General features: G+C 65.5%; 20 protein-coding genes. 16 read left to right on the plus strand and 4 right to left on the minus strand.

Annotation, left to right across the window (positions count from 1 at the left end; translation table 11 throughout):
* The first annotated feature begins 25 nt into the window (after positions 1-25).
* Positions 26-2,515 carry a DEAD/DEAH box helicase gene (locus ACWHXP_RS21810; protein WP_489635067.1) on the plus strand — a complete coding sequence of 830 codons (2,490 nt, stop codon included), beginning with the start codon at positions 26-28 and terminating at the stop codon, positions 2,513-2,515.
* A gap of 42 nt (positions 2,516-2,557) precedes the next feature.
* Here ACWHXP_RS21810 and ACWHXP_RS21815 read toward each other — a convergent pair whose 3' ends face one another.
* The gene (locus tag ACWHXP_RS21815) at positions 2,558-3,991 is read right to left on the minus strand and encodes an MFS transporter (RefSeq protein WP_489635066.1); all 1,434 of its coding nucleotides are present in this window, start codon (positions 3,989-3,991) and stop codon (positions 2,558-2,560) included.
* Between the two features lie 197 nt (positions 3,992-4,188).
* Here ACWHXP_RS21815 and ACWHXP_RS21820 point away from each other — a divergent pair, with 197 nt between their 5' ends.
* Entirely contained in the window at positions 4,189-4,470 is a 282-nt protein-coding gene (locus ACWHXP_RS21820) for a hypothetical protein (RefSeq protein ID WP_121041139.1), read from the plus strand.
* Positions 4,471-4,517: 47 nt separating this feature from the next.
* On the opposite strand, the gene ACWHXP_RS21825 is transcribed toward ACWHXP_RS21820, so the two are convergent.
* The gene (locus ACWHXP_RS21825) at positions 4,518-6,380 is read right to left on the minus strand and encodes a sigma 54-interacting transcriptional regulator (RefSeq protein WP_489635065.1); all 1,863 of its coding nucleotides are present in this window, start codon (positions 6,378-6,380) and stop codon (positions 4,518-4,520) included.
* Between the two features lie 293 nt (positions 6,381-6,673).
* Between ACWHXP_RS21825 and ACWHXP_RS21830 the strand changes: the two genes are divergently transcribed.
* The 6 genes from ACWHXP_RS21830 (at position 6,674) to ACWHXP_RS21855 (ending at position 11,306) form a co-directional block, all read left to right on the plus strand.
* Positions 6,674-8,143, plus strand: coding sequence for a benzaldehyde dehydrogenase (locus tag ACWHXP_RS21830; protein ID WP_489635064.1), 1,470 nt, complete (start codon positions 6,674-6,676; stop codon positions 8,141-8,143).
* A 58-nt stretch (positions 8,144-8,201) separates the two neighbouring features.
* Positions 8,202-8,969: a coniferyl-alcohol dehydrogenase gene (locus ACWHXP_RS21835; protein WP_121041133.1), complete on the plus strand. Its 768-nt coding sequence runs from the start codon at positions 8,202-8,204 to the stop codon at positions 8,967-8,969.
* Positions 8,970-9,018: 49 nt separating this feature from the next.
* Entirely contained in the window at positions 9,019-9,987 is a 969-nt protein-coding gene (locus ACWHXP_RS21840) for a SphA family protein (protein WP_121041131.1), read from the plus strand.
* A gap of 158 nt (positions 9,988-10,145) precedes the next feature.
* The gene (locus tag ACWHXP_RS21845) at positions 10,146-10,430 is read left to right on the plus strand and encodes a hypothetical protein (protein WP_489635063.1); all 285 of its coding nucleotides are present in this window, start codon (positions 10,146-10,148) and stop codon (positions 10,428-10,430) included.
* A gap of 275 nt (positions 10,431-10,705) precedes the next feature.
* The gene (locus ACWHXP_RS21850) at positions 10,706-10,966 is read left to right on the plus strand and encodes a DUF4148 domain-containing protein (RefSeq protein WP_209583474.1); all 261 of its coding nucleotides are present in this window, start codon (positions 10,706-10,708) and stop codon (positions 10,964-10,966) included.
* A gap of 115 nt (positions 10,967-11,081) precedes the next feature.
* Entirely contained in the window at positions 11,082-11,306 is a 225-nt protein-coding gene (locus ACWHXP_RS21855) for a hypothetical protein (protein ID WP_121041128.1), read from the plus strand.
* 96 nt (positions 11,307-11,402) lie between these two features.
* Here the strand turns inward: ACWHXP_RS21855 and ACWHXP_RS21860 are convergent, their stop codons facing one another.
* Positions 11,403-12,065 carry an NUDIX hydrolase gene (locus tag ACWHXP_RS21860; RefSeq protein ID WP_034333177.1) on the minus strand — a complete coding sequence of 221 codons (663 nt, stop codon included), beginning with the start codon at positions 12,063-12,065 and terminating at the stop codon, positions 11,403-11,405.
* A gap of 211 nt (positions 12,066-12,276) precedes the next feature.
* On the opposite strand from ACWHXP_RS21860, the gene ACWHXP_RS21865 reads away from it, so the two are divergent.
* From ACWHXP_RS21865 to ACWHXP_RS21900, 8 genes are all read left to right on the plus strand, one after another.
* Positions 12,277-13,140: a cysteine hydrolase family protein gene (locus ACWHXP_RS21865; protein WP_489635062.1), complete on the plus strand. Its 864-nt coding sequence runs from the start codon at positions 12,277-12,279 to the stop codon at positions 13,138-13,140.
* A gap of 28 nt (positions 13,141-13,168) precedes the next feature.
* Entirely contained in the window at positions 13,169-14,371 is a 1,203-nt protein-coding gene (pncB, locus tag ACWHXP_RS21870) for a nicotinate phosphoribosyltransferase (protein WP_310840058.1), read from the plus strand.
* A 28-nt stretch (positions 14,372-14,399) separates the two neighbouring features.
* Positions 14,400-16,097, plus strand: a complete 1,698-nt coding sequence (locus ACWHXP_RS21875; RefSeq protein ID WP_489635061.1) for an NAD+ synthase — start codon at positions 14,400-14,402, stop codon at positions 16,095-16,097.
* Between the two features lie 77 nt (positions 16,098-16,174).
* The gene (locus tag ACWHXP_RS21880; RefSeq protein WP_310836733.1) at positions 16,175-17,224 is read left to right on the plus strand and encodes a bifunctional nicotinamide-nucleotide adenylyltransferase/Nudix hydroxylase; all 1,050 of its coding nucleotides are present in this window, start codon (positions 16,175-16,177) and stop codon (positions 17,222-17,224) included.
* Positions 17,225-17,228: 4 nt separating this feature from the next.
* Positions 17,229-18,401, plus strand: coding sequence for a hypothetical protein (locus ACWHXP_RS21885; RefSeq protein WP_489635060.1), 1,173 nt, complete (start codon positions 17,229-17,231; stop codon positions 18,399-18,401).
* Positions 18,401-19,555 carry a TRM11 family SAM-dependent methyltransferase gene (locus tag ACWHXP_RS21890; RefSeq protein ID WP_489635059.1) on the plus strand — a complete coding sequence of 385 codons (1,155 nt, stop codon included), beginning with the start codon at positions 18,401-18,403 and terminating at the stop codon, positions 19,553-19,555. The genes ACWHXP_RS21885 and ACWHXP_RS21890 overlap by 1 nt, the downstream gene beginning before the upstream one ends.
* 205 nt (positions 19,556-19,760) lie before the next feature.
* Positions 19,761-20,699, plus strand: a complete 939-nt coding sequence (locus ACWHXP_RS21895; RefSeq protein WP_039784761.1) for a LysR family transcriptional regulator — start codon at positions 19,761-19,763, stop codon at positions 20,697-20,699.
* 33 nt (positions 20,700-20,732) lie between these two features.
* The gene (locus ACWHXP_RS21900; protein ID WP_489624119.1) at positions 20,733-21,653 is read left to right on the plus strand and encodes an ornithine cyclodeaminase family protein; all 921 of its coding nucleotides are present in this window, start codon (positions 20,733-20,735) and stop codon (positions 21,651-21,653) included.
* Positions 21,654-21,726: 73 nt separating this feature from the next.
* Here the strand turns inward: ACWHXP_RS21900 and ACWHXP_RS21905 are convergent, their stop codons facing one another.
* Complete coding sequence (locus ACWHXP_RS21905; RefSeq protein ID WP_489624118.1) at positions 21,727-22,626, minus strand: DMT family transporter; 900 nt, start codon at positions 22,624-22,626, stop codon at positions 21,727-21,729.
* Positions 22,627-22,738: the final 112 nt, after the last annotated feature.

Below are 22,738 nucleotides of genomic sequence, written 5' to 3' on the forward strand. Positions count from 1 at the left end.
CACACCCGGCCTGAAGCGCCCTACAATGGCCGCTTCCCCGTTTTTCATCGGCCGCATGCCTGCTTCGCCTTCCTCCAGTGCATTTCATCCTCGCCTGACCCTGCAGACACTCACCCGTGGTGAGGGCTTGCTGGGCATGCGCGCGCACGGGCTGTTCGGGCCGCGTGGCGGCATGGTGACGGTGGCGCAGATCGACTGGGTCTATGGCGAAGGCGCGCAGCGCTGGAGCATGCCGGCCCCTGTGGGTCACGCCGATGACGAAGCCGGTTACACGCCGGCGCACGTCATGCGCAACCACGCCGCCGAGGCCGCGGCACTGGAGAGCATTCGCGAGATGGGCCTGCTGCCCTTGCGTGAGGATGCCTTGCAATGGCGTGCCGAGAATCCCCTGCATGACGCCGGTCCGCTCTGGACCCTGATGCTGGAAGACGCCTTCGGCGACTTCTGGGCCGACCAGGCCCCGCGTCTGCAGCAGCAGGGCTGGACCTTGCGCGTGCGGCCGGGGTTTGCGCATGAGAGTGTGCCGGTCACGGCGTGGCGCTTCATCGTCAGCAGCCAGACCGGTGAGCTCAGCGCGCGCGAGGTGGCCGCGCCCCTGCAGCCGCGCGCCTTCTCCAGCGAGATCTTCGACGGCCTCGACCCCAGTGGTCGCTGGCTGCTGGCTATGGGCATCGAGGTCGATGGCCAGACCCTGGATGTGGCACCGATGGTAGCCGACCTGTTGCGGCGCGACCCGCGCTGGGCCGATGCGCAACAGGTGGAGCGCATGGATCCGCATGCCGTGATCTCGCTGCGTGCACCGGGCGGCCGCCGCATCGATGCCATGGCCGGTCCGCTCAAGGCGGTGGTGCTGTCCTTGCTGGATCTGCTGGTGGACCTCAAGCGCAAGGACGGACCGCTGCAACTCTCGCCCTGGGATGCCCATCGCCTGCACAGCCTGCAGGCCGATCTCCAGCTGCTGGAAGGCGGTGCGCCGTGGCACATGAGCGGCGCTGCCGGCGTGCTGCAACTGGCACAGCGGCTGCGTGCCGCCGGCAGCGTTCAACCGGTGGCATCCCCGGCAGGATTGGGCCTGACCTTGCGCGGTTACCAGCTGCAGGGTGTGGCCTGGATGCAGTACCTGCACCAGCATGGCCTGGCCGGCATCCTGGCCGACGACATGGGCCTGGGCAAGACGGCGCAGGTGCTGGCCCATCTGCTCATCGAACGACAGGCCGGCCGTCTCGACCTGCCCGCGCTGGTGGTGGTGCCAACCTCGTTGCTGTTCAACTGGCAGCAGGAAGCGCGGCGCATCGCCCCGGCCCTGCGCGTGGAGGTGCTGCATGGCGAGGACCGCGCGCGCCATGTCAGCGCCATTGCGCAGGGACAGGCCGACCTGGTGCTGACCACCTATCCGCTGCTGTGGCGCGATCTCGACCTGCTGCTGTCGCTGCGCTTTCACCTGCTGGTGCTGGACGAGGCGCAGACCATCAAGAATGCCGCTGCCCGCAGCACTGCCGCTGCGCGCCGACTGCACGCACGTCATCGGCTTTGCATGACCGGCACGCCGCTGGAAAACCATCTCGGCGAATTGTGGAGCCAGTTCCATTTCCTCATGCCGGGCTTCCTCGGGGATGCGCGCAGCTTCGCGCGGCTCTGGCGCAAGCCCATCGAGCAACAGGGAGAAACCGTGCGCGCGCGCCTGCTGGCCCAGCGCGTGCGCCCCTTCATCCTGCGCCGGCGCAAACAGGATGTGCTGCAGGAGCTGCCGGCCCGCATCGAGATCATCGAACGCCTGCAACTGCAGGGCCGCCAGCGCGAGCTCTACGAGAGCGTGCGCATCGCCGCCGACAAGCAGGTCCGCCGCGCGCTGGAACGGCGCGGCCTGGGCAGCAGCCAGGTGTCGGTAATGGATGCGCTGCTCAAGTTGCGCCAGGTCTGCTGCGATCCCTACCTGCTGAAGCAGGGCCGCATGCCGCGTGGACTGGAGCGCGCCAAGATCGAGTGGCTGCGCGATACCTTGCCCGCGCTGGTGGAGGAGGGGCGGCGCATCCTGCTGTTCTCGCAATTCACCAGCATGTTGACCCTGATCGAAGCGGAACTGCAGGCGCTGCACCTGCCCTGCCTGATGCTCACCGGCGACACCGAACCAGCCGCCCGCAGCGGTGTGATCGCCCGCTTCCAGCAAGGTGAAGTGCCGCTGATGCTGGTGAGCCTGAAGGTGGGTGGCGTTGGCTTGAACCTGACGGCTGCCGATACCGTGGTGCTGGCCGATCCCTGGTGGAACCCGGCCGTGGAAGAGCAGGCCATTGCCCGCGCGCACCGGCTGGGGCAGACGCGCCAGGTATTCGTCTACAAGCTGGTCATCGAGGGGAGTATCGAAGAGCGCCTGCTCGAACTGCAAACGCGCAAGTCGGCGCTGGCCGAGGGCATGCTGGGCCGCGATGACACCGCCACCATCAAGTTCGGCGAAGAGGAATTGCAGGCTTTGCTGGCACCGCTGGGGGCGGGCATTGCGGAAAAAATCCTGTCATAAGCCTGGCTGATGACTGAACAGCATCGTCATCAGCTCAGGCATTCAGGATTTCCATTCCGCCACTTCTTCCAGCGTGCGCCGTTCTGCGTCCACCGCAAAGCGCAGCGCGCACACCCCGGCCAGCAGCGCCAGGCATGCGCCCAGCGCATAGCCCGCTGCCACTGCATGGCGGTCACCGCTGGCGATGAGCCAGCCCAGCAGCACCGGCGCGATGAATCCGCCCACGCCGGTCCCGATGGCATAGAAAATCGAAATGGCCATGGCACGCATGCGCAGCGGGAATACCTCGCTGGCCGTCAGGTAGGCCGAGCTGGCCGCCGCCGAGGCCACGAAGAACACTGCGCTCCAGCACAGCGCCAGTGAACGCGCATCCAGCATCCCGGCATTGAAGGCCCAGGCCGTGGCGGCCAATCCTGCACCGGAGAGCAGGTAAGTGGCCGCAATCATGCGGCGACGGCCGATGCTGTCGAACAGATGGCCCAACAGCAGCGGCCCGAGCACATTGCCCAGCGCAAACGGGAAGATGTAGAGCGCCACGCGATGGTCCGGCACCCGGAAGAAGCGCGTGAGCACCAGCGAGTAGGTAAAGAAGATGGCGTTGTAGACAAAGGCCTGCGCCACCATCATCAGGGCCACCATCACGCTGCGCTGGCGATAGCGATGCAGCAGCACGTGGGCGATCTCGCGCCAGGGCAGCATGCCGCTGCCTGCCTTACCACTCCGGGTCGATGCGCTCGCGGCGTGTTCCACGGCGGGCAGGGGGCCATGTTGCTGCTCGACCTCCGCTTCGATCCGGCGCACCACGTCTTCGGCTTCGGCGTGGCGGCCGTGCATGAGCAGCCAGCGCGGACTCTCCGGCACATGCCGCCGCACCAGCAGCACCGCCACCGCCAGCACGGCCCCGAGCAGGAAGCAGGCGCGCCAGCCCAGTGCCGCACCCATCACCTGCGGATCGAGGATCACCAGCGACAGCCCGGCACCCAGCGCCGCCCCGATCCAGAAACTGGCGTTGATGATGAGATTGACCCGTCCGCGCACGCGCGCCGGTACCAGCTCATCAATGGCGGAATTGATGGCCGCGTATTCGCCGCCGATGCCAAGGCCAGTCACGAAGCGGCACAGCGCCAGGAACAGGAAATCCTGCGCAAAGGCGGTGGCCAGTGTCGCCGCCATGTACAGCATCAGCGTGAGCATGAAGAGCCGCTTGCGTCCCAGCCGGTCGGTGAGGCGGCCGAAGACCAGCGCGCCCAGTACGGTACCGGCGATGTAGAGCGAGCCGGTCCAGCCGACCTGCGCCGCATCGAGCGCCAGCGTATCGCTGCGCTCCAGCACGCTGCCCAGCGAGCCGACCAGCGTGACTTCCAGCCCGTCCAGCACCCAGGCCACGCCCAAGGCGATGACCACGCGCCAATGCCAGCGTGACCACGGCAGGCGGTCGAGGCGGGCAGGGATGGTGGCGGATGGGGTGGCAATCATCGAGGGCTCCGTGTGCGAGACGAGCCGCACCGTGCAGCCTGCGCCTGAATGGCAGACCGCCCGCTGGCAGCGCGGGTTCCTGTGGATGAGCTGGGTGACGTGTGGCCGGGGGTGCCTCAGTCATTTCCTGATGGGCGTCAACCCATCCGCAAGCTACCATCGCCGTATTGCCATCAAACAACGAGGACGGGGAGGACATGGACTGGTTCGATACCATCATGCAGTACGCCATCTATGCCGCCCTGGCCATCTGTTCGGTCGGGCTGGTGGCGGCCATTGCATTGTTCATCGCGCTCGAACACCGCTGGCAGGACCGAGTGATGCAGGAGGTGGAAGATCTGTCCGCGCGCAGGCAATCCGAACATCTCGACAAGGATCTGCCCATCCATCCTTGGGAAGAACTGCGCAACCGCATCGGCGAGATGCAGATCGTGGCCGATGAGGCCGACCGTCCCAGTCCCTACAAGAATGTCGCCTGACGCTCTTCGTCTCGTCTCCTGCCTGCCAGGAGATGCCCGCACATTCCCTAACTTTCCCGCTTCTGCTGCCGGTACGCCAGCTGCGCCCGCGTGATGCCAAGCAGGCGTGCCGCCGCCGACAGGTTGCCGCCGGCCCGTTCGATGGCCTCGGCGATCAGGGTCTGCTCCAGCGCGGGCAGGGAGAGCGCATCACCTTCCTCCTTGCGGCCGCCGCGCCATTGCTGCACCGTCTCCAGCAGGCTGCCTTCAGGCTGATGTGAAGCTTCCTTGCTGCGCTGGCCCTGGCGCCCGGCGAGCGTGCCGGTCTCGCCTTCCCCTTCGCCTTGCAGGGCCAGCGACAGCACCTCGTCATTGAGCGTCTCACCGCTGATGAACATATGCGGCAAATCCAGCGGATGCCCCTGCGCCAGGATCACGCCGCGCTCGATCAGGTTCTGCAGTTCGCGGATGTTGCCGGGGAAGCTGTAGTTGAGCAGCGCCTGCACCGCACGCTGCGTGAACCCGCGTACCGCTATCCCGTGGCGTTGCCCGTAGAACTTGAGGAAGTGATTCATCAACAGCGGAATGTCGTCGCGCCGCTCGCGCAGCGGCGGCAGGTGGATCGGGAACACGTTGAGGCGGAAGAACAGGTCTTGCCGGAAGCGCCCCTCCCTTACCGCCACCGCCAGGTCCTCATTGGTCGCGGCCACCACCCGTACCTTGACCTTGAGCGGACGGGTCGAACCGACGCGCTCGAATTCACCCTCCTGCAGCACCCGCAGCAGCTTGCCTTGCGCCACCAGGCTCAAGGTCCCCACTTCATCAAGGAACAGCGTACCGCCGTCGGCCAGTTCGAAGCGGCCCGCGCGGGATTGCGTGGCCCCGGTATAGGCACCGCGTTCGACGCCAAACAGTTCGGTCTCGATCAGCGTCTCGGGAATGGCGGCGCAATTGATGGCCACGAAGGGCTGGCGTTCGCGGCGGCCGATCTGGTGAAGCATGCGTGCAAAGCGCTCCTTGCCCACGCCCGACTCGCCCGTGAAGAGCACCGTCGCATCCGTCGGTGCCACCCGGTTCAGCAGATGGCAGGCGGCGTTGAAGGCCGAGGAAGTGCCTACCAGCGCGCGCGTCAGATCAGCCTCCATGGCTTCCGCCGCCTCGGCGCTGAGCCCGCTGTGGCTGTTGGCGGCGGCTTCGCCATCGGTGGCCAGCATGCCGCTGCCGACGAAGTCCTGGGCATTGAGGTAGCGCAGGTCGTCTTCGGCATCGCTCCACAGTTCGGCCGACTTGCCGATCACGCGGCAATGCGGCGTGCCCATGGCGCGGCATTCCACTTCGCGGAAGATCACCAGATGTCCCAGCAGCGTGCTGACATAACCGATGGCATAGCCGATCTGCTGCCAGCACGAGGGCGCGGTGGCGACGCCGTAGGCGGCCAGGTGTTCATCGGCTTCGCTGGAGTTGTGCCACAGGAATTCGCCCTCGTAGCGGCCACTGTCGGGGTCATAGCTGAAGCTGACCGGGATTACCTTGACCACCCCCTCCAGCGTATGCAGCCGGGTGCCGGCCATGAGGATGGTGGAGGGATCGGCCTCGGGCCAGCGTTCGCGCACCAGCTGCGCATCGCGCGCGCCGGAGATGTAGCCGGCGCGGGTCAGCAGGCCGCGCGCCTTGTCGATGCCGAGATTGTCGATCAGCTCGCGCCGCAGCGTCCCCATGCTGCGGCTGTGGATGAGCAGCATGCGCTGGTCATTGAGCCAGATGCGGCCGTCGCCGGGCGAGAAGAACAGGCATTCGCCCAGGTCCGCCAGGGTCGGATGGGCATCCACGCTCCAGCGGTCGGTGCTGGCCGAACTCAGCTGCACCGGGGCGGCGGCGCTGCCCTGGCTGCGTACCATCTCGGCAAGGGAAATACGCTGGGATGGCGGCATGGGCGAACTCCTGGCGGAAAGGGACAAGCGGGACGGGCGCGGGCCCGGTTCATCAAATGATGAAATTCAGTGGGCTGATGGTTGGCGAATTTGCGCAAATGCGCAAGCTGCAGTGCGTCAAGAACGCCGCTCCATCGCAGCAAAAATCTCTCCCTGAAACCCGCTCTGGCCGTCCCCGTCGCGGATGGATGAGCTTGCTGCGAAGCCGCATGGGATGGCGCGCAGCGCGGTGGCACAGGCTTTGCAGAATGGCTGCCGATCCGGTTTCACCGGCCATTACAAAGGAGACCCGCATGTCCGCCCCATCCACCCCCTTGCTCGATCCTGCCCGCTGGCAACGCCACCTGTTCCGTGGCCGCTGGGAAGAAACCGCACACGGCACCACCGTCATCGAACCGGCCACCGGCGCACCGCTGACCGAGGTCGGTCTGGCCGGCGCGGATGACGTGGCCATCTCCGTCCAGGCCGCCGTGGCCGCTCAGGCCGAATGGGTGGCGGTGCCGCCGCGTGAGCGTGCCGAGTTCTTCCGTCGCGCGGGCAACCTGTTCCAGCAGCACTTCGATGAGCTCGCGCGCATGGTGGCGCGCGAGACCGGCGGCGTGCTCTTCAAGGGCGAACATGAGGTGCGCGAAGCGATCACCCTGTGCCACCTCGCGGCCGGCATGCCGCTGCAGGCGCAGGGACAGTTGCTGCCCAGCGCGCCGGGTCGCCTGAGCATCGCCAGACGTGCGCCACTGGGCGTGATCGGGGTGATCTCGCCTTTCAATTTCCCGCTGATCCTGACCTTGCGCACGGTGGCGCCGGCGCTGGCGGCGGGCAATGCGGTGGTGGTCAAGCCGGATGTGCGCACGCCCGTGTCCGGTGGCTTCATGCTGGCGCGCATCTTTGAGGAAGCGGGTTTGCCGGCCGGTCTGCTGCACGTGCTGCCCGGTGGCGCGGAGGCCGGCGAGGCGCTGGTGACGGCACCGCAGGTGCCGATGATCGCTTTCACCGGTTCGCCCGCCGTGGGCCGCCGCATCGGCGAGCTGGCCGGACGCCATCTCAAGAAGGTCTCGCTGGAACTGGGCGGGGCCAATGCGCTGGTGATCCTCGACGATGCCGACCTCGACGTCGCCGCCAGCAACGCGGCCTGGGGCGCGTGGCTGCATCAGGGGCAGATCTGCATGGCAGCCAATCGCATCCTGGTCCACGCCTCGCAGGCAGCGGGTCTGCTGGAGCGCCTGGTGGACAAGGCGCGTCACCTGCCCGTGGGCGATGGGGCCAGCGGCCAGGTGGCGCTGGGCCCGCTGATCGATGCGCGCCAGCTTCAGCGCGTGCACGGGCTGGTGCAGGACAGCGTGGCGGCCGGCGCACGCTTGCTGGCTGGAGGCTCCTATGAAGGTTTGTTCTATCAGCCGACGGTGCTGTCCGGCGTGCGGCCCGGCATGCGCGTATTTGATGAAGAAATCTTTGGTCCGGTGGCCAGCGTCATCACGGTGGATTCCGAGGAAGAAGCCATCACCCTGGCCAACCAGAACCAGGGCGGACTGGCCGCCGGCGTGATCTCCGGTTCGCTGGCCCGCGCCATGCGGGTGGCGGGACGGTTGCGCCAAGGCATGGTCCACGTCAATGACCAGACCGTCAATGACGAGTGCGTGAACCCCTTCGGTGGTCCCGGCATTGCAGGCAACGGCACCAGTGTGGGCGGGCCGGCCGACTGGGAAGAGTACACGCAATGGAAGTGGATCACCGTCAAGGAGCAGGCCACGCCGTATCCCTTCTGACTCCGTCGCATGCGTGCCGCTGTAAAAAAACCAAACGATATTATTCAAGGAGACCAGCATGACACTGCAAGACAAGACCATCGTCGTTACCGGCGTTTCTTCCGGCATCGGTGCCGAGACCGCCCGGCTGCTGCGGGTCCAGGGGGCCCGCGTGATCGGGGTGGATCGCAATGCACCGATCATCAGCGTGGAGGGTTTCGTGCAGGCCGATCTCTCCACCGCCGATGCCATCCATGACGCCGCCGCGCAATTGCCCGAGAAGATCGATGGCCTGTGCAACATCGCCGGTGTGCCCGGCACGGCCCCGGCGGACTTGGTTGCACGCGTGAACTATCTCGGCTTGCGCCATCTTACCGAGCTGCTGATTCGCCGCATGCCGCCGGGCAGCGCCATCGTCAACGTGGCTTCCATCCTCGGTGCCGAATGGCCGCAGCGCCTGGACCAGCACAAGGCGCTGGCGCAGACCGCCGGTTTTGCGGCCGGGGCCGAGTGGCTGGCGCAGCATCCGGTGCCGCAGGAGCGCTGCTATCAGTATTTCAAGGAAGCGCTCATCGTCTGGAGCATGGCCCAGGCCCAGCCCTGGTTCCTGAAGCATTCGGTCCGCATGAACAGCGTTGCGCCGGGCCCGGTGCTCACGCCCATCCTGGGCGATTTCGTGACCATGCTCGGGCAGGACCGCGTGCAGAAGGATGCCCATCGCATGAAGCGTCCGGCCTATCCGGACGAGATCGCTGCAGCCATCGTCTGGCTGTGCGATGACGGCAGCCGCTGGATCAATGGCGTGAACCTGCCGGTCGATGGCGGACTGGCCTCGACCTATCTCTGAATCCGGCGCACGGCAAGCGCCCCATCCGATAACAATACAAGGAGACACCATGAGAGAGCACCGACAGCCCGCCCGCCGGCGCGCGGCGCGGCTGGCACTGAGCCTGAGCCTGCTGCCCGCGCTGGCCAGCGCCTACGACCAGCCCGCCGTCAACATGGGCGGGACCAGTTTCTTCGACGGCGCACCGCTGCCCGGCGGTCCCGGCTTTTACTTCGTCGAATACCTCACCTACACCAAGGCCACCAAACTGGTGGACAACAACGGCAACCGGCTGGGATTTCCTGCCACCCAGGACATCAGCGTGTTCGCCCCCATCAGCCAGTTCATCTACGTGCCACCGGGGGCCAAATTCGGCAACAAGCAACTGGGCTTCCAGGTGCTGGTGCCGTGGGTGGCCAATGCCAAGGTGGACGATGGTGCCAACAATGCCATCCTTCGCGGCAATACCGGCATTGGCGACATCAGCGCCGGCGTGTCTGTGCAGTACGATCCCGTCATGGGGGCGCAAGGGCCGCTTTATTCGCAGCGGTTCGAACTGCAGTTCATCCTGCCGACCGGGGCCTATGACCGCAATGCCACCGTCAATCCGGGCAGCAATACCTGGTCCTTCGATCCCTATTGGGCCGGTACGCTGTGGGCCAGCCAGAACCTGAGTTTCAGCTGGCGTCTGCACTATCTCTGGAATGCCCGCAACAACTCGCCCAATGCGGCTTTCGGCAACAACGTCAGTTCCACGCAGGCGGGGCAGGCGGTGCATGCCAACTTCTCCGCCGAGTACGTGCTCAATCCGGCGCTGACCATCGGCGCGGCCGGCTACTGGCTGCAGCAGATCACCGATACCAAGGTCAACGGCAGCGATGTGGGCGGGCGGCGCGAGCGCGTGGTCGGACTGGGGCCGGCGGCCATGGTGAGATTGTCCGAGCGCGACCTGCTGTTCTTCAACGTGTACCAGGAATTCGCCGTGCGCAACCGGGCCGAGAACAGCAAGTTCCAGATCCGCTACGACCATCACTTCTGATCCGGGCGCATTCGGCGCTGCCGTCAGCTGCGGCTCTGCCTGCTTTCCTACAGCAGGCAGAGCCGTTGTCCGCTTAACCGCCCGGTCCTCCGGCGTGATACTGCTCCCCGACAATGAAGGCAGCCAACGTGCCCGCCACAAGATGGGAGAACCGAATCATGCCAGCTACCGACCAATCCAGAACCGGCCAGCCTGCCCGCCAGCTTGAGCAAATTGACGATCCGATGCGCAAGCGCTCGCGTAAAACGCTCGCGGGTGGACGTTTGCCGCCGGTGGTCCGTCCTCCGCGCCAGCTGCAGCCTGCAGTGCAGATGTCCTCGCAAACCAGCGCGCCCGAGGTGCGCGTGCGCGCCGAGACCGGCCCTGCCCGTCCGGTAGCGAAGCAGGTCCAGCACGAGGAATACACCCAGCCCCTGCGCGCGAACCAGCGCCAGTGGACCTGATGGCGCGGCTTTGTATCACTTTCGGACTATCGGCTCGATAGGCAATGGCGATTGTTCCAGAACCCGGAACACTCAATTCTTTCCAGCATGGTTTTTCTCCTGAGCGCTCTTCCGTAGACTTCAGTCCATCGATGAACGACATCGCAACGCAAGAAACGATGCGGTTCTAGAGAGTGAGTGGCGTAAGCCGAACGACATCCCGGCCCCACGCATCACTGAACAGAAATCAACCCGACTGAAGTCCACTTAACGTAACGCATTCAAGGAGAAACATCATGTCCGCAAAGACCATCATCGCCGCTGTCCTGGCCCTGTCCGCTTCGTCCGTCGCTTTCGCTGAAGCCCAATACCCGGTTGACAAGCCTTTCGTCTCGCACACCACCCGCGCTGCCGTGAAGGCCGACCTGGTCCGCGCCCAGGCACAAGGCATCGCCAACCAGCCTGACTCGGTGTTCCCGGCCGTCAGCAACGCTGCTGCCAAGAGCGCCGTGCAAACCGCCGGCAGCGTTGCCGATTCGACCTACGCTGGTGCCTGATGCAGGGTGATCCGATGCGTGGACCGGCATGACCGGCCACGCATCGCGGTTCGCTGCATCGTCACTGGTGTGTAGCAGAACCCCCGGCACGTAAAACAAGAAAGAGGAACTCATCATGCTGCATCAACTGTTCTCGCGTAGTCTTTCCGTGTATCCACGGATCTACCTGCAATTTGCCGCTCTGGTCGGTTTGCTCATTGCCGCCGAGTTCAGCTTGAGCACCCTGTCCATGATGCTGACCCAGCGCGCCGTCTATCGCGTCTCGCAACGTGTGCGCCACCGCCGTGAATTGCAGCGCCGTGAACGCTGTGCCGATAGCGGCGGCAATTGCTGTGCCTGAGCCTGGCTCAAGAATTTCGATATGAAAAAAGCGGCGCACCCACAGTGGGTGCGCCGCTTTCGTTTGCGCCTGTCCGGTTTCGAAGCGCCATTTGCCTCAAAGCCCGCGCTCCAGCAACTGCAACTCTTCACGAAAGGCGGGCTTCAGGCGATACAGCTGCGCCGGACGATGCGCCCCGCTCTCGAACTGTCCGTCCACCGGATCGAGCATGTCCATCTCGGTCATCTTGCGGCGGAAACTCACCTTGTTGATGCTCTCGCCCATCAGCACTTCATAGACCCGCTGCAACTGCGGCAAGGTAAAGACATCGCCCAGCAGATGGCAGGGCAGCGACGAATACTGGCTCTTGCTGCGCAGGCGCGAGACGGCGGTGCCGATGATGTCGCCATGGTCGAAGGGCAGCGGCGGCAGGCGGTCCACGCTGTGCAGGCGGACCTCGTCCCGCTCGGCCTGGGCGATGGTGCTGGCCGGTACCAGCGCGTAATACGCGATCGAGATCGACCAGCCGCGCGGATCACGCGCCGCACCGGAGAAGGTGGCCAGTTGTTCCAGATAGGGCGCGGCGATGCCGGTCTTGTCCAGCAGCACGCGGCGCGCGGCATCGCGCGCATCGACGTCAGTGCGCGCATGAATGTAGCCGCCGGGCAGCGCCGCCACCCCCTTGAAGGGCGCATGTTCGCGCTTGAGCAGCGCCACTTCCAGCCCCTCGGCCGTGAGCGTGAGCAACGCCACATCCACTGTGCAGATCACCGGATCCATTTTTCTCCTCGCCTTGTCCAAGTCCGGGAAGTCTAAAGGTACTTAGTGTCATTGTGAATCTATTTGTTGCGATTCGAATCACGGATGACCTGCAAGCCATATTTAAAGCGCCAATCTAGAAAATTCACGAAATCTTTGTTAGTTGCAAAATTAAATTAAGTGGTCTACACTGGCCTTACCGTAACCCGACGCACTCCGAAAGGTGGACACCATGAAGCGCTCCCTGCATCTCCTCGTGATCGATCCGCAAAACGATTTCTGCGACCTGCCGACGGACTGGCTGCCGGTGGACCCGGCTACCGGCGGGATACTGCAACCAGCGCTGCCGGTGGCGGGCAGCCATGCCGACCTGCAACGCGTGGCGCGTCTGATCGACCAGGGCGGTACCGGCCTGTCGGCCATCAGCATCACCCTCGACGCCCACCACAGGCTGGACATCGCCCATCCCACGTTCTGGCAGCAAGCCGATGGTGCGGCGGTCACGCCTTTCACCCAGATTGAGGCCGCGCAGGTCCGTGCCGGCACTTACCTGCCACGCGATCCGCAAGCATTGCCGCGCGCACTGGCCTATCTCGATGCCCTGGAAACCGCCGGACGCTATCGCCTCATGGTCTGGCCGGTGCACTGCGAGATCGGCAGCTGGGGCGGGGCGGTCCACGCCGATGTGCGCGCCGCCTACAACCGCTGGGAAGAACGCACGCTGGGCGTGGTCACCAAGCTGGGCAAGGGCAGCAACCCGTGGACCGAGCACTATTCCGCAGTGATGGCCGAAGTGCCGGTTGACGACGATCCGGCCACCCAGCTCAACCGTGGCTTCATCGCCACCCTGGCGCAGGCCGATACCGTCTACATCACCGGCGAGGCGGGCAGCCACTGCGTGCGCGCCACCACCGAGCACATCGCCGCCAACCTCGACGCCGCCGGCCGTGCCCGGCTGGTACTGGTGACCGATTGCATGAGTCCGGTGGCCGGCTTCGAGGCGCAGTACCGGGACTTCCTGGCGGCCATGTCACAGGCTGGCGTGCGCCTGGCCACTTCGGAGCAGGTGCTGCAGGAACTGCAAGCCAACGCCTGACCCATCCACGTTGAAAGGAGTGCCCATCATGGCACCCGTCGTTCGTAGTTTGCTGGAAACCGATCTCTACAAGTTCACCATGTGGCAGGCCTTGCTGCACAGCCATCCCGGTGCCCAGGCCGAATACACCTTCGTGTGCCGCAACCAGCCGCAATTCCCGCTGGCCGAATTGAAAGACGAGGTGGAGCGCGAGCTGGATCACCTGTGCAGCCTGCGCTTCAGCAGTGATGAACTGGCCTATCTGGCGCAGCTGCGCTACATGAAGAGCGACTTCATCGACTTCCTCGCGCTGTTCCGCTTCCAACGCAAGTTCATCGAGGTCAGCACCGAGGGCGAGCGCCTGTGCATCGTCGCGCGCGGTCCGCAGGTGCATGTCATGGGCTTCGAAATCTTCGTGCTCTACATCGTCAACGAACTCTATTTCCGCCGGATCGGCACGGCAGCGGCCGGGGAAGAAGCGCGCCGCCGTCTGGAGGAGAAGGTTGCTCTGCTGCACGCCTTCGCCGCTGAAGCGCCAGGCCGTCATCCCTTCGAGTTCTTCGACTTCGGCGTGCGCCGCCGCTACAGCGGAGCGTGGCAGGAGGAAGTGGTGGCCACGCTGGCGCGCGAGGTCCCGCAATATTTCAAGGGAACCTCCAACGTTTGGCTAGCGAAGAAGTATCAACTGGTGCCCATCGGCACCATGGCTCACGAATACCTGCAGTCCTACCAATCCTTCGGCGTGCGGCTGCGTGATTTCCAGAAGGCCGCACTGGAAGACTGGGTGCAGGAATACCGCGGCGACCTGGGCGTGGCCCTGACCGACGTGGTCGGCATGGATGCCTTCCTGGCGGACTTCGACCTGTATTTCGCCAAGCTCTTCGACGGCCTGCGGCACGACTCGGGCGATCCCTTCGAATGGGGCGAGAAGGCGCTGGCGCACTATCGCAAGCTGCGCCTGGATGCCAACACCAAGCGCCTGGTGTTCTCCGATGGACTGGACCTGCCGCAGGCGCTGCGCCTGTATCGTCATTTTTCCGACCGTGCCATGACCGGTTTCGGCATCGGCACCAACCTCAGCAACGACACCGGCATCGCGCCGCTGAACATCGTCATGAAGCTGTCGTCCTGCAATGGCCAGGCCGTGGCCAAGCTGTCCGATTCGCCGGGCAAGACTTTGTGCAAGGATGAAACTTTCCTGGCCTACCTGCGCCAGCTGTTCGGCATCGCTGCGCCGGCCACCCCTGCCTGAGCCGCTGCGGCGGCAGAAAGGATGCATCATGCTTCGCATCGCCATCGCCCAATGCAATCCCACCATCGGTGACTTCACCGGCAACCTGGCGCTTCACCTCGATGCCCTGCAGCGCGCCGCCCGGGCCGGTGCCGACCTGGTGGTCTTTCCAGAACTCTCGGTCTGCGGCTACTACCCCGGCGATTTGCTGGAAGAAGCACGCTTCCTGGCGCAGGCCGAGCAGACCTTGCAATCGGTCATCGACGCCACCCGCAGCCTGCCCGGACTGACTGCCGTGATCGGCGCGCCGCGCCGCAATCCCGGCCCCGGCAAGCCGCTCTTCAATGCCCTGCTGGCGGTGCGCGAGGGGGGTATCGTGGCCGAGTATCACAAGCAGTTGCTGCCGGTGTATGGCGTCTTCGATGATGGCCGTCATTTCGAGGCCGGTTCGGAGACGGCCTGCGTGTTGCCGGTCAAGGGCATGCGGGTCGGCTTCCTGATCTGCGAGGATGGCTGGAACGACGACCTGCGCAGCTATCGCGTCAATCCCTTCGAGAAGCTGGCCCAGGCCGATGCGCAACTGGTGGTCTCCATCAATGCCAGCCCGTCGGATGTGGGCAAGCGCAGCCAGCGCCACGCGCTGTTCCAGGCCGCCTGCCTGCGCCGCCAGATGGCGCTGCTCTACGTCAACCAGGTGGGCGGGCAGGACCAGCTGGTGTATGACGGCGGCTCCTTCGCCATGTCGCCGCGGCAGGGACTGGCCTTCGAGGCGGCGCGCCTGGCCGAGGATTTCCAGGTCATCGCCTTCGAGAGCGGACGCTTCCTGCGCAGCGACGGTGTGGGCGAACCGGTCCGCGCAGACCAGACCCTGGCCACGCCCGAATTTCAGCGCCGCCAGATCCTGCTGGGCCTGCGCGACTATGCGCGCCGCTGCGGCTTCGGCAAGGTGGTGGTCGGTTGTTCCGGTGGCATCGATTCGGCGCTCACCATCGCGCTGGCCGTGGAGGCACTGGGTGCGCAGAACGTGGTGGCGGTGACCATGCCGTCGATGTTCTCCAGCACCGGTTCGGTCGATGATTCCGAAACGCTGTGCCAGGCGCTGGGCGTGACGCTGTTCCGCCATCCCATTTCCGATCTGGTGCGCGAGTTCGAGGACGGTTTTGCCAAGGCCTTCGGCGCACCCCTGCGCGGGCTGCCGCTGGAAAACCTGCAAGCCCGCGTGCGCGGTGCCATCCTCATGGAGTATTCCAACGGCTATGACGCGCTGCTGCTGACCACCGGCAACAAGAGCGAGATCTCGGTCGGCTACTGCACGCTGTATGGCGATACCAACGGTGGCCTGGGGCTGATCGGCGATCTCTACAAGACCGAGGTCTATGCCCTGGCGCGCCACCTCAATGCGCAGGCCGGCCGCGAGATCATCCCCGCGGCCATCATCGACAAGGCCCCCTCGGCCGAACTGGCCCCGGACCAGCGCGATACGGACAGCCTGCCGCCTTACGAGCTGCTGGACGAGATTCTCAAGTGGCACATCGAAGGCAGCCGCCTTCCTGCCGATGAAGCCCTTGCGGCAAGCCGCGCAGTCGAACAGCTCAGCGGAACCGAAACCGGGGCAGCACTGGTCGAACGCATCTGCCGCATGGTGGCGCGCAACGAATACAAGCGCCGCCAGTCGCCGCCAGTGATCCGGGTGCGCGCCCGGGCCTTTGGCAGCGGAAGGCAGATTCCGATCGCAGTGCGCTATTGAGGCGCTGGCCGTCATCCGTCATCCATCATTCAGGTGAACGGCCGTTCGACCCTGTTGATAAAAATTGAGGAAAGCGCATGCCCGTCCTGACTCCGCAATACGATGCCGCCGTGGTGATCGGCCGCTTCCAGCCCGTGCACAACGGCCACCTGCACCTGCTGCATCACGCGCTGGAGCGCGCGGCCACGGTGATCGTGGTGCTGGGTTCGGCCTTCCACGCCCGCAACACCAAGAACCCCTTCACCTGGGAAGAGCGCGCCGCCATGATCGCCGGTGCCATGCCGCCGGGCCAGCGCGAACGCCTGCGCTTCGTCGCTACCCGCGATTACTACGACGATCGCCGCTGGTCCGCCGAAGTGCGCCGCCTGGTCGCGGCCGAGACCGATCCCCAGGCAAGGGTGCTGCTGGTCGGGCACTTCAAGGATGCCTCCAGCTACTACCTGCGTCACTTCCCGCAATGGCAGCTGGAAACCCTGCCGCGCGCGGGCGACATCGATGCCACCGACATTCGCACTGTCTGGTTCGAGGCCGAGGACCTGGAAGTCAGCCTCGACGTTCTCGACACGATGGTGCCGCCCAGCGTGCGCCACTACCTGCGCGCCTGGTCACTGCTGCCGCATTACGCCGCCCTGGTGGAAGAACATCGCCAGTTGCGCAAGTATCAAGCGGCCTGGGCTGCGGCACCTTATCCGCCGGTCTTCACGACAGTGGATGCCGTGATCCGCGCGGCGGACCACGTGCTGCTGGTACAGCGCAAGGGCTTTCCGGGGCGCGGGCTGTGGGCCATCCCCGGCGGTTTCCTGGACCAGCGCGAGCGCCTGATGCAGGCCGCCCTGCGCGAACTGGCCGAGGAAACCAACCTGGCCGTGCTGGATGTGACGCTGGAAGAGGCGCTGGTGGACGTCAAGATTTTCGATCACCCCGACCGCAGTGCGCGCGGCCGCACCATCACTCACGCTTACTACTTTGACCTGCGGCTGGAACAACTTCCCGAGGTCGAGGCCGCCGATGATGCGGCCCAGGCGGTGTGGACACCGATTGCACAACTGGCGGCGATGGAGGCGAGCTTCTTCGACGATCACTTCCATATCCTCGATACCTTCCTCAACCTCACCGGCAGCGAGTGAGATCATGGCCATTCCCGAAGCTGTCGATCCCATCGCACCGGATAGCCCGGCCCTGCCGGACCTGATGCCCGCCGCCCTGCAGCAGCTGCTGGAAAACCGCCTGCCACGCGTGATCCGGCGAGAGCCCGACCAGGACGACGCAAGGCGCTGGCGGCGCTGGGAGATCGGCGGGCGTACCGTGCAGATCGCCCAGCCCGTGACCTTTACCCCCTATGCCTCGGCGCAACCATGCTCGGCGCGCTGTCGCTTCTGTTCCGAAACGCTGGACGATGGCGGCCCGCACGCAGCAGCGCTACGACCCGGTCCGCAGTACGGCGCACAGCTCCGGCAAGCGCTCGCTGCGCTGCGCGGGCTGCCGCTGTCGTGGTCGCTGTCGGGACTGGAGACCACCGATGACGCCGGCTGGATGCTGTCCATGCTCGATGTCCTGCAGGAGCACGCGCGCCAGTCACCCGTGCAGGGCAGCGTGCTCTACACCAATGGCGCCGGCCTGGCCACGCCGCGTGGCGCGGAGCTGATCGCGCGCTTGCAGGCCTTCGATCTCGGCTGGGTGGAACTGTCGCGCCACCATCATGAGGCCCAAGCCAATCAGGCCATCATGCGTTTTCGCAGCGGACAGGCGGTTGCCACGCAGGCCGGCATCGACGCCACGCTCACGCAACTGGTGCCGCAGTTGCCGGTGAAGCTGGTGTGCATCGTGCAGCAGGGTGGCATCGATGGCGTGCCCGCGCTGAAAGCCTATCTGCGCTGGGCGCAACAGCGCGGTGTGACGGCGGTGATCCTGCGCGAGTTCTCGCAACTCGGACCGCAATACCGCAACAACGTGACGGCCCGCTACATCGGCGGCGCGCGCATCGATGTGGCGGCGTTGCTGGCAGCCTGCCTGGCCGATCCGGAACTGAGCGCCGAAGCGCAACCGGTGCACGCCACCTCCGGCTACTACTTCTGGAACGTGGTGCTGCACTGGCGCGGCATGCAGCTCACCTTCGAAGCCTCGGACTATGTGCGCATGCATGCGCGCCATGCCAGCGGACGCATCTACAAGCTGGTGTTCCATGCCAATGGCCGCCTGTGCGGCGGCTGGAATCCCGAACAACACGTGCTGCTGGAAACCACCGGTGCCGCGCCCCTGCGCAGTCGCGCGGTGCAGCCGTTGCAGCTGCTGCGGAGCCCGTGATGAACGACAACAGCTGGCTGCACCTCAGCAGGCAGGACCCGGCCTGGACCCTGCCGCAGGAGCTGGCCGAGACCGATCCCTTCGGCGCGCGAGATTGCGGCTGGGTGGAGCAGATGCAGCCGTTCATTGCGCACCTGTGCCCGCCTGACGGCAAGGTGCTCGATCCCTTCTGCGGATTTGGCAGCACGCTGGTCGCCGCGCACAGCGTGGGCCGCGCGGGCATCGGCATTGAGATAGATGGCCAGCGCGTGGCATTGACGCGCCAGCGGCTGCAGCGTCTCGGGGCCGATGGTCCGCCACAGCAAGTGTTGCAAGGCGATGCCACGGCGCTCGCGCATTCCCTGCCGCCGGTGGACCTGGTGTTGAGCAACGTGCCTTACTTCGGCTGCCAGTGGCCGGACGCCTCCGACGCCGCGCACGCTGGACAGCTTTACGCCAGCCAGACCTACGCCGCTTTCCTCGGCATGCTGGAGCGTCTGCTGCGCGCATTGCGCGACTGTTTGCGTCCCGGCGGCTGGCTGGTGCTGTGCGCCGAGAACCTGCGGGTGGGCGAGCAGTTCGTGCCGCTGGCCTGGGATCTGGCACGGCTGATGGCGGACCGCTTCCGTTTCGTCGAAGAACGCATCCTGGTTTATGACCGCGCCAGTACGTCCGAGACGCCCGGCCAGCTGCGCAGCAATCGTTCGCACGAATACGCGCTGATCGCGCGCCATCTGCCGCACGCCATCGATACGGAGCAGACTCTTGCTGTACTGCAAGCGCTGCAGTTGGCGCATCCGGGGTTCGTCCTTTACGGCAGCTTTGCGCGCTGGCTGCAGGATTTGCCGTTGTCGCAGGCGCCCGCCGATGCGGATCTGTTGCTTCCCGACGATCCGCGACTGGTTGCTGCCGTGTGCCATTGGCTGGAACAGCAGGGCTTCGCGCTCACCTGCTGGGGCGCACCGTTCTCGGCCGCCATGGCCGGCTCCGCTGCGGCCGTGCTCCCGGAGCGCCACTACCTGCGCGCCGTGCGGCTCGACCGTGCGGGCCGGCAGGTGCGGCTGGACCTGTGCCTGCGCGATGCGCAGTACGATGTGGCAACTGTTATTCCGCATGCAGTTTTCCGTCACGGCTTGCCCCTGATGCCGCCAGCGCTGTTGCAGGGCCCCGGCTGAGCTGGTGTGATCACTGCGCTGCATCGTTTATTCACCGCCTGTGCTCCCGCTTTCAATGCGCCTCATGCCAAAATGGCATGGGGCGCTGCTCATGCCATTTCGGTATAGTGGCTGCGTTCCAAAGGAGGGTCGCCGCCAGGCACAACGTGGTCGGCACCAAAGACAAGCCGCCGGATCAGCGCGGCAAGCCAACGGGGTAGGGAAGATGGAAATCAAATGGGTGGAGGACTTCCTCTCGGTCGTCGATACGCTGAATTTCAGCCGCTCGGCCAAACTGCGCAATGTCACGCAACCGGCCTTCGGCCGCCGCATCCGCTCGCTGGAAACCTGGCTGGGTGCCGAACTGTTCGATCGCTCGTCCTATCCCTGCACGCTCACGCCGGCCGGTGAATCCTTCGTCCCGATCGCCAAGGAAATGCTCAACCAGTCGATGCAGGCGCGGCTGGTGCTGCGCGGCCAACTGGCAGGTGCGCAATCCTCGGTACGCTTTGCGATGCCGCACACGCTCTTGCTGACGGTGTTCCCCAAGCTGCTGTCGGAAATCGAAAAGACCATCGGCGCCATCGCCACCACCGTCATGGCCGGCAACGTGCACGATGCCGTCATGGCCCTGGTGGAGCGCAACTGCGACCTGCTGCTGTGCTATGACCATCGCCAGCAGGGCATCGCCCTCGATACCGAACGCTATGCTGTGCTTTCGCTGGGCAAGGAGCCGCTGCGTCCCTATGTCAAGACGCTGCCCAGTGGCCAGCCCAAGTATGTGTTGCCAGGGACGCCCAATGATCCGCAACCTTTCCTCAGTTATTCCCCGTATTCCTCGCTCTCGCGCATCGTCGAGAAGGCCCTGCATTCCAGCCCGCGCCGCGTGCACCTGTTCCGCCGCTTCGAGACCGACCTGGCCGAAGGCTTGAAGAGCATGGCCGTCGAAGGCCACGGCATCGCCTGGCTGCCGGCCAGTGCGGTGTCGCGCGAGATCGCCGAGGGCAAGCTGACCCTGGCCATCGCCCCGAACGACAGCGAAGCGCTGGAGCAGGGGCTGTGGTGCGACGAGATGGATATCCGCGTCTATCGCCGTCTGGATGGAGCCAATCCGGACATAGACCGGATCTGGAACTATCTCAAGGCCGAGCACGGCACGCCATAATTTTTCCTGCATTTTTTGAAGCCAAGGTCCCGCATGAAATTTCTCACCAACCAGCAGGTCAGCGAACTGCTGACCACCGAAGACGCCATCGCCTCCATGCGCGAGGCTTTTGCCCACGCCGCCGAGGGCGCGCATCAGGGGCGCGTGCGCACCAGTGCCGCCAATGGCGTGATGCTGTCGATGATGGGGGCGGTCATTCCATCGGCCGGGATCGCCGGGGCCAAGGTCTACACCACCATCAAGGGCCAGTTCAGGTTCGTCATCCAGCTGTTCTCCAGCGAGACCGGCGCACCGCTGTGCACGCTGGAGGGCGACGCCATGACCGGCCTGCGCACTGCGGCCGCAACCGCAGTGGCCTGCGATGCGCTGGCCCGCAGGGACGCCGCCACCCTGGCGGTGATCGGCACCGGCGTGCAGGCGCGTTCGCACATTCCGGCGCTGCTGCAGGTGCGGCCGTTCAAGGAAGTATTGATCGCCGGCTTGTCGGGCCGCGAAGCCCTGGCCGAGGAAGTCACGCGCACCCTGGGCGTTCCGGCGCGCGTGGTGAGCATCGATGAAGCCGCCGCCGCAGCGGACGTGCTGGTCACCGTGACCCGTTCAGCCACGCCGCTGTTCGATGGCAAGCTGCTGCGTCCGGGGGCCTTCGTGGCCGCCGTCGGTGCCTCCAAGGCCAACGTGCGCGAGCTGGACGACACCGCCATCGGCCGTGCCGCCGCGCTGTTCGTGGAATGGAAGCCGCAGGCGCAGCAGGAGGCCGGCGACCTGGTGCAGTGCGCACCGGGCGTGTTCGCGTGGGACAAGGTGATGGAACTGGCGCAGGCTGTCGATGGCAGCATGCCTTATCAGCGCCGCGACGAGGACATCGTCATCTACAAGGCCATCGGCATCGGGCTGGAAGATGTGGCGCTGGCAGGGCTGGCGTATCGCAAGGCGTGCGCGCAGTACGGCTGGTAAGCCGGATCTGGCGGGATGAAAAAAGGCGCTGCGGATTTTCCCGCAGCGCCTTTTTGTTTGGCGCAGCCTCGAATCAGGCAGTCACTTTCTTGTTCTTGGCGGCTGCTGCCGGTTTGGCCCGCAAGGCGGTGGCGGTGGCGATGAGCACGACGGCGATGCCGGTCACGGTGCCCACGGTCACCGGTTCATCCAGCAGCAGCCAGCCCCACAGCGAAGCGGTCATCGGCACCAGGAAGGTCACGGTGATGGCCTTGGTCGCCCCTTCAGCGGCAATCAGTTGGAAGAACAGTGCGTAAGCGATACCGGTACAGAGCACGCCCAGCACCAGTACAGATAACAGCGCAGGCAGGGTACCCGCCTGCAGCGCATGCGGCATCGACGGCGCAGCCAGCGGCAGCAGGCACAGGGCAGCGGCGAACTGGCTGCCGGTGGCCATGGCGATGGGCGGGATGCCGCCGGCGCGCATGCGCGTGAAGGTGGCCGCAAAACCATAGCTGACCGCCGCACCCATGGCCGCCAGCACTCCGGCGATCACCAGCGCATCGACCGGTGCCGGGCCGATGCCGACCAGCACCGCCACGCCGACCAGGCCCAGCACGAAGGCCCCGGTACGCACCAGGCTCAGCCGTTCGCCCAGCAGCAGGAAACCGAACATGGCCGTGAAGATCGGTGCCAGCGAATTCATGGTGGCCATGTAGGCCGAGGGAATGTGCAGCGCCGACCAGGCAAACAGCGCGAAGGGCAGGGCGGTATTGAAGATGCCGATCACCAGGTAGGGCAGCCAGTTGCGGCGCCACTGCAGCGGCACCCCGCGCATGCGGGCAAAGGCCAGCAGCGACAGCGTGGCCAGCGAAGCACGGCCGAAGGTGGTCAGCATGGGGCCGAAGACCGGTGCGGCGATGCGCATGAGCATGAAGCTGGTGCCCCAGATGGCAGCCAGCAGCAACAGCTTGGCAATGTTGGAGGAAGACATGGGCGTGGGCGGCAGGTATGGCCAGTGGGAGGTCGATTGTACGGCCACTTCCTCGAGCCGTCCCGGTACAGTTGGCAGCTTTGTACCGGGCCACTTGACTGCAGCGCAACAG

This window comes from Herbaspirillum sp. Her2 (assembly GCF_057961375.1).

What these genes read in the sequence shown, in the direction of transcription:
- ACWHXP_RS21810 (WP_489635067.1), top strand. Translation starts at nt 26, where the DNA reads ATGGCCGCTTCCCCGTTTTTCATCGGCCGCATGCCTGCTTCGCCTTCC.
- ACWHXP_RS21815 (WP_489635066.1), bottom strand. Translation starts at nt 3,991, where the DNA reads ATGATTGCCACCCCATCCGCCACCATCCCTGCCCGCCTCGACCGCCTG.
- ACWHXP_RS21820 (WP_121041139.1), top strand. Translation starts at nt 4,189, where the DNA reads ATGGACTGGTTCGATACCATCATGCAGTACGCCATCTATGCCGCCCTG.
- ACWHXP_RS21825 (WP_489635065.1), bottom strand. Translation starts at nt 6,380, where the DNA reads ATGCCGCCATCCCAGCGTATTTCCCTTGCCGAGATGGTACGCAGCCAG.
- ACWHXP_RS21830 (WP_489635064.1), top strand. Translation starts at nt 6,674, where the DNA reads ATGTCCGCCCCATCCACCCCCTTGCTCGATCCTGCCCGCTGGCAACGC.
- ACWHXP_RS21835 (WP_121041133.1), top strand. Translation starts at nt 8,202, where the DNA reads ATGACACTGCAAGACAAGACCATCGTCGTTACCGGCGTTTCTTCCGGC.
- ACWHXP_RS21840 (WP_121041131.1), top strand. Translation starts at nt 9,019, where the DNA reads ATGAGAGAGCACCGACAGCCCGCCCGCCGGCGCGCGGCGCGGCTGGCA.
- ACWHXP_RS21845 (WP_489635063.1), top strand. Translation starts at nt 10,146, where the DNA reads ATGCCAGCTACCGACCAATCCAGAACCGGCCAGCCTGCCCGCCAGCTT.
- ACWHXP_RS21850 (WP_209583474.1), top strand. Translation starts at nt 10,706, where the DNA reads ATGTCCGCAAAGACCATCATCGCCGCTGTCCTGGCCCTGTCCGCTTCG.
- ACWHXP_RS21855 (WP_121041128.1), top strand. Translation starts at nt 11,082, where the DNA reads ATGCTGCATCAACTGTTCTCGCGTAGTCTTTCCGTGTATCCACGGATC.
- ACWHXP_RS21860 (WP_034333177.1), bottom strand. Translation starts at nt 12,065, where the DNA reads ATGGATCCGGTGATCTGCACAGTGGATGTGGCGTTGCTCACGCTCACG.
- ACWHXP_RS21865 (WP_489635062.1), top strand. Translation starts at nt 12,277, where the DNA reads ATGAAGCGCTCCCTGCATCTCCTCGTGATCGATCCGCAAAACGATTTC.
- pncB (WP_310840058.1), top strand. Translation starts at nt 13,169, where the DNA reads ATGGCACCCGTCGTTCGTAGTTTGCTGGAAACCGATCTCTACAAGTTC.
- ACWHXP_RS21875 (WP_489635061.1), top strand. Translation starts at nt 14,400, where the DNA reads ATGCTTCGCATCGCCATCGCCCAATGCAATCCCACCATCGGTGACTTC.
- ACWHXP_RS21880 (WP_310836733.1), top strand. Translation starts at nt 16,175, where the DNA reads ATGCCCGTCCTGACTCCGCAATACGATGCCGCCGTGGTGATCGGCCGC.
- ACWHXP_RS21885 (WP_489635060.1), top strand. Translation starts at nt 17,229, where the DNA reads ATGGCCATTCCCGAAGCTGTCGATCCCATCGCACCGGATAGCCCGGCC.
- ACWHXP_RS21890 (WP_489635059.1), top strand. Translation starts at nt 18,401, where the DNA reads ATGAACGACAACAGCTGGCTGCACCTCAGCAGGCAGGACCCGGCCTGG.
- ACWHXP_RS21895 (WP_039784761.1), top strand. Translation starts at nt 19,761, where the DNA reads ATGGAAATCAAATGGGTGGAGGACTTCCTCTCGGTCGTCGATACGCTG.
- ACWHXP_RS21900 (WP_489624119.1), top strand. Translation starts at nt 20,733, where the DNA reads ATGAAATTTCTCACCAACCAGCAGGTCAGCGAACTGCTGACCACCGAA.
- ACWHXP_RS21905 (WP_489624118.1), bottom strand. Translation starts at nt 22,626, where the DNA reads ATGTCTTCCTCCAACATTGCCAAGCTGTTGCTGCTGGCTGCCATCTGG.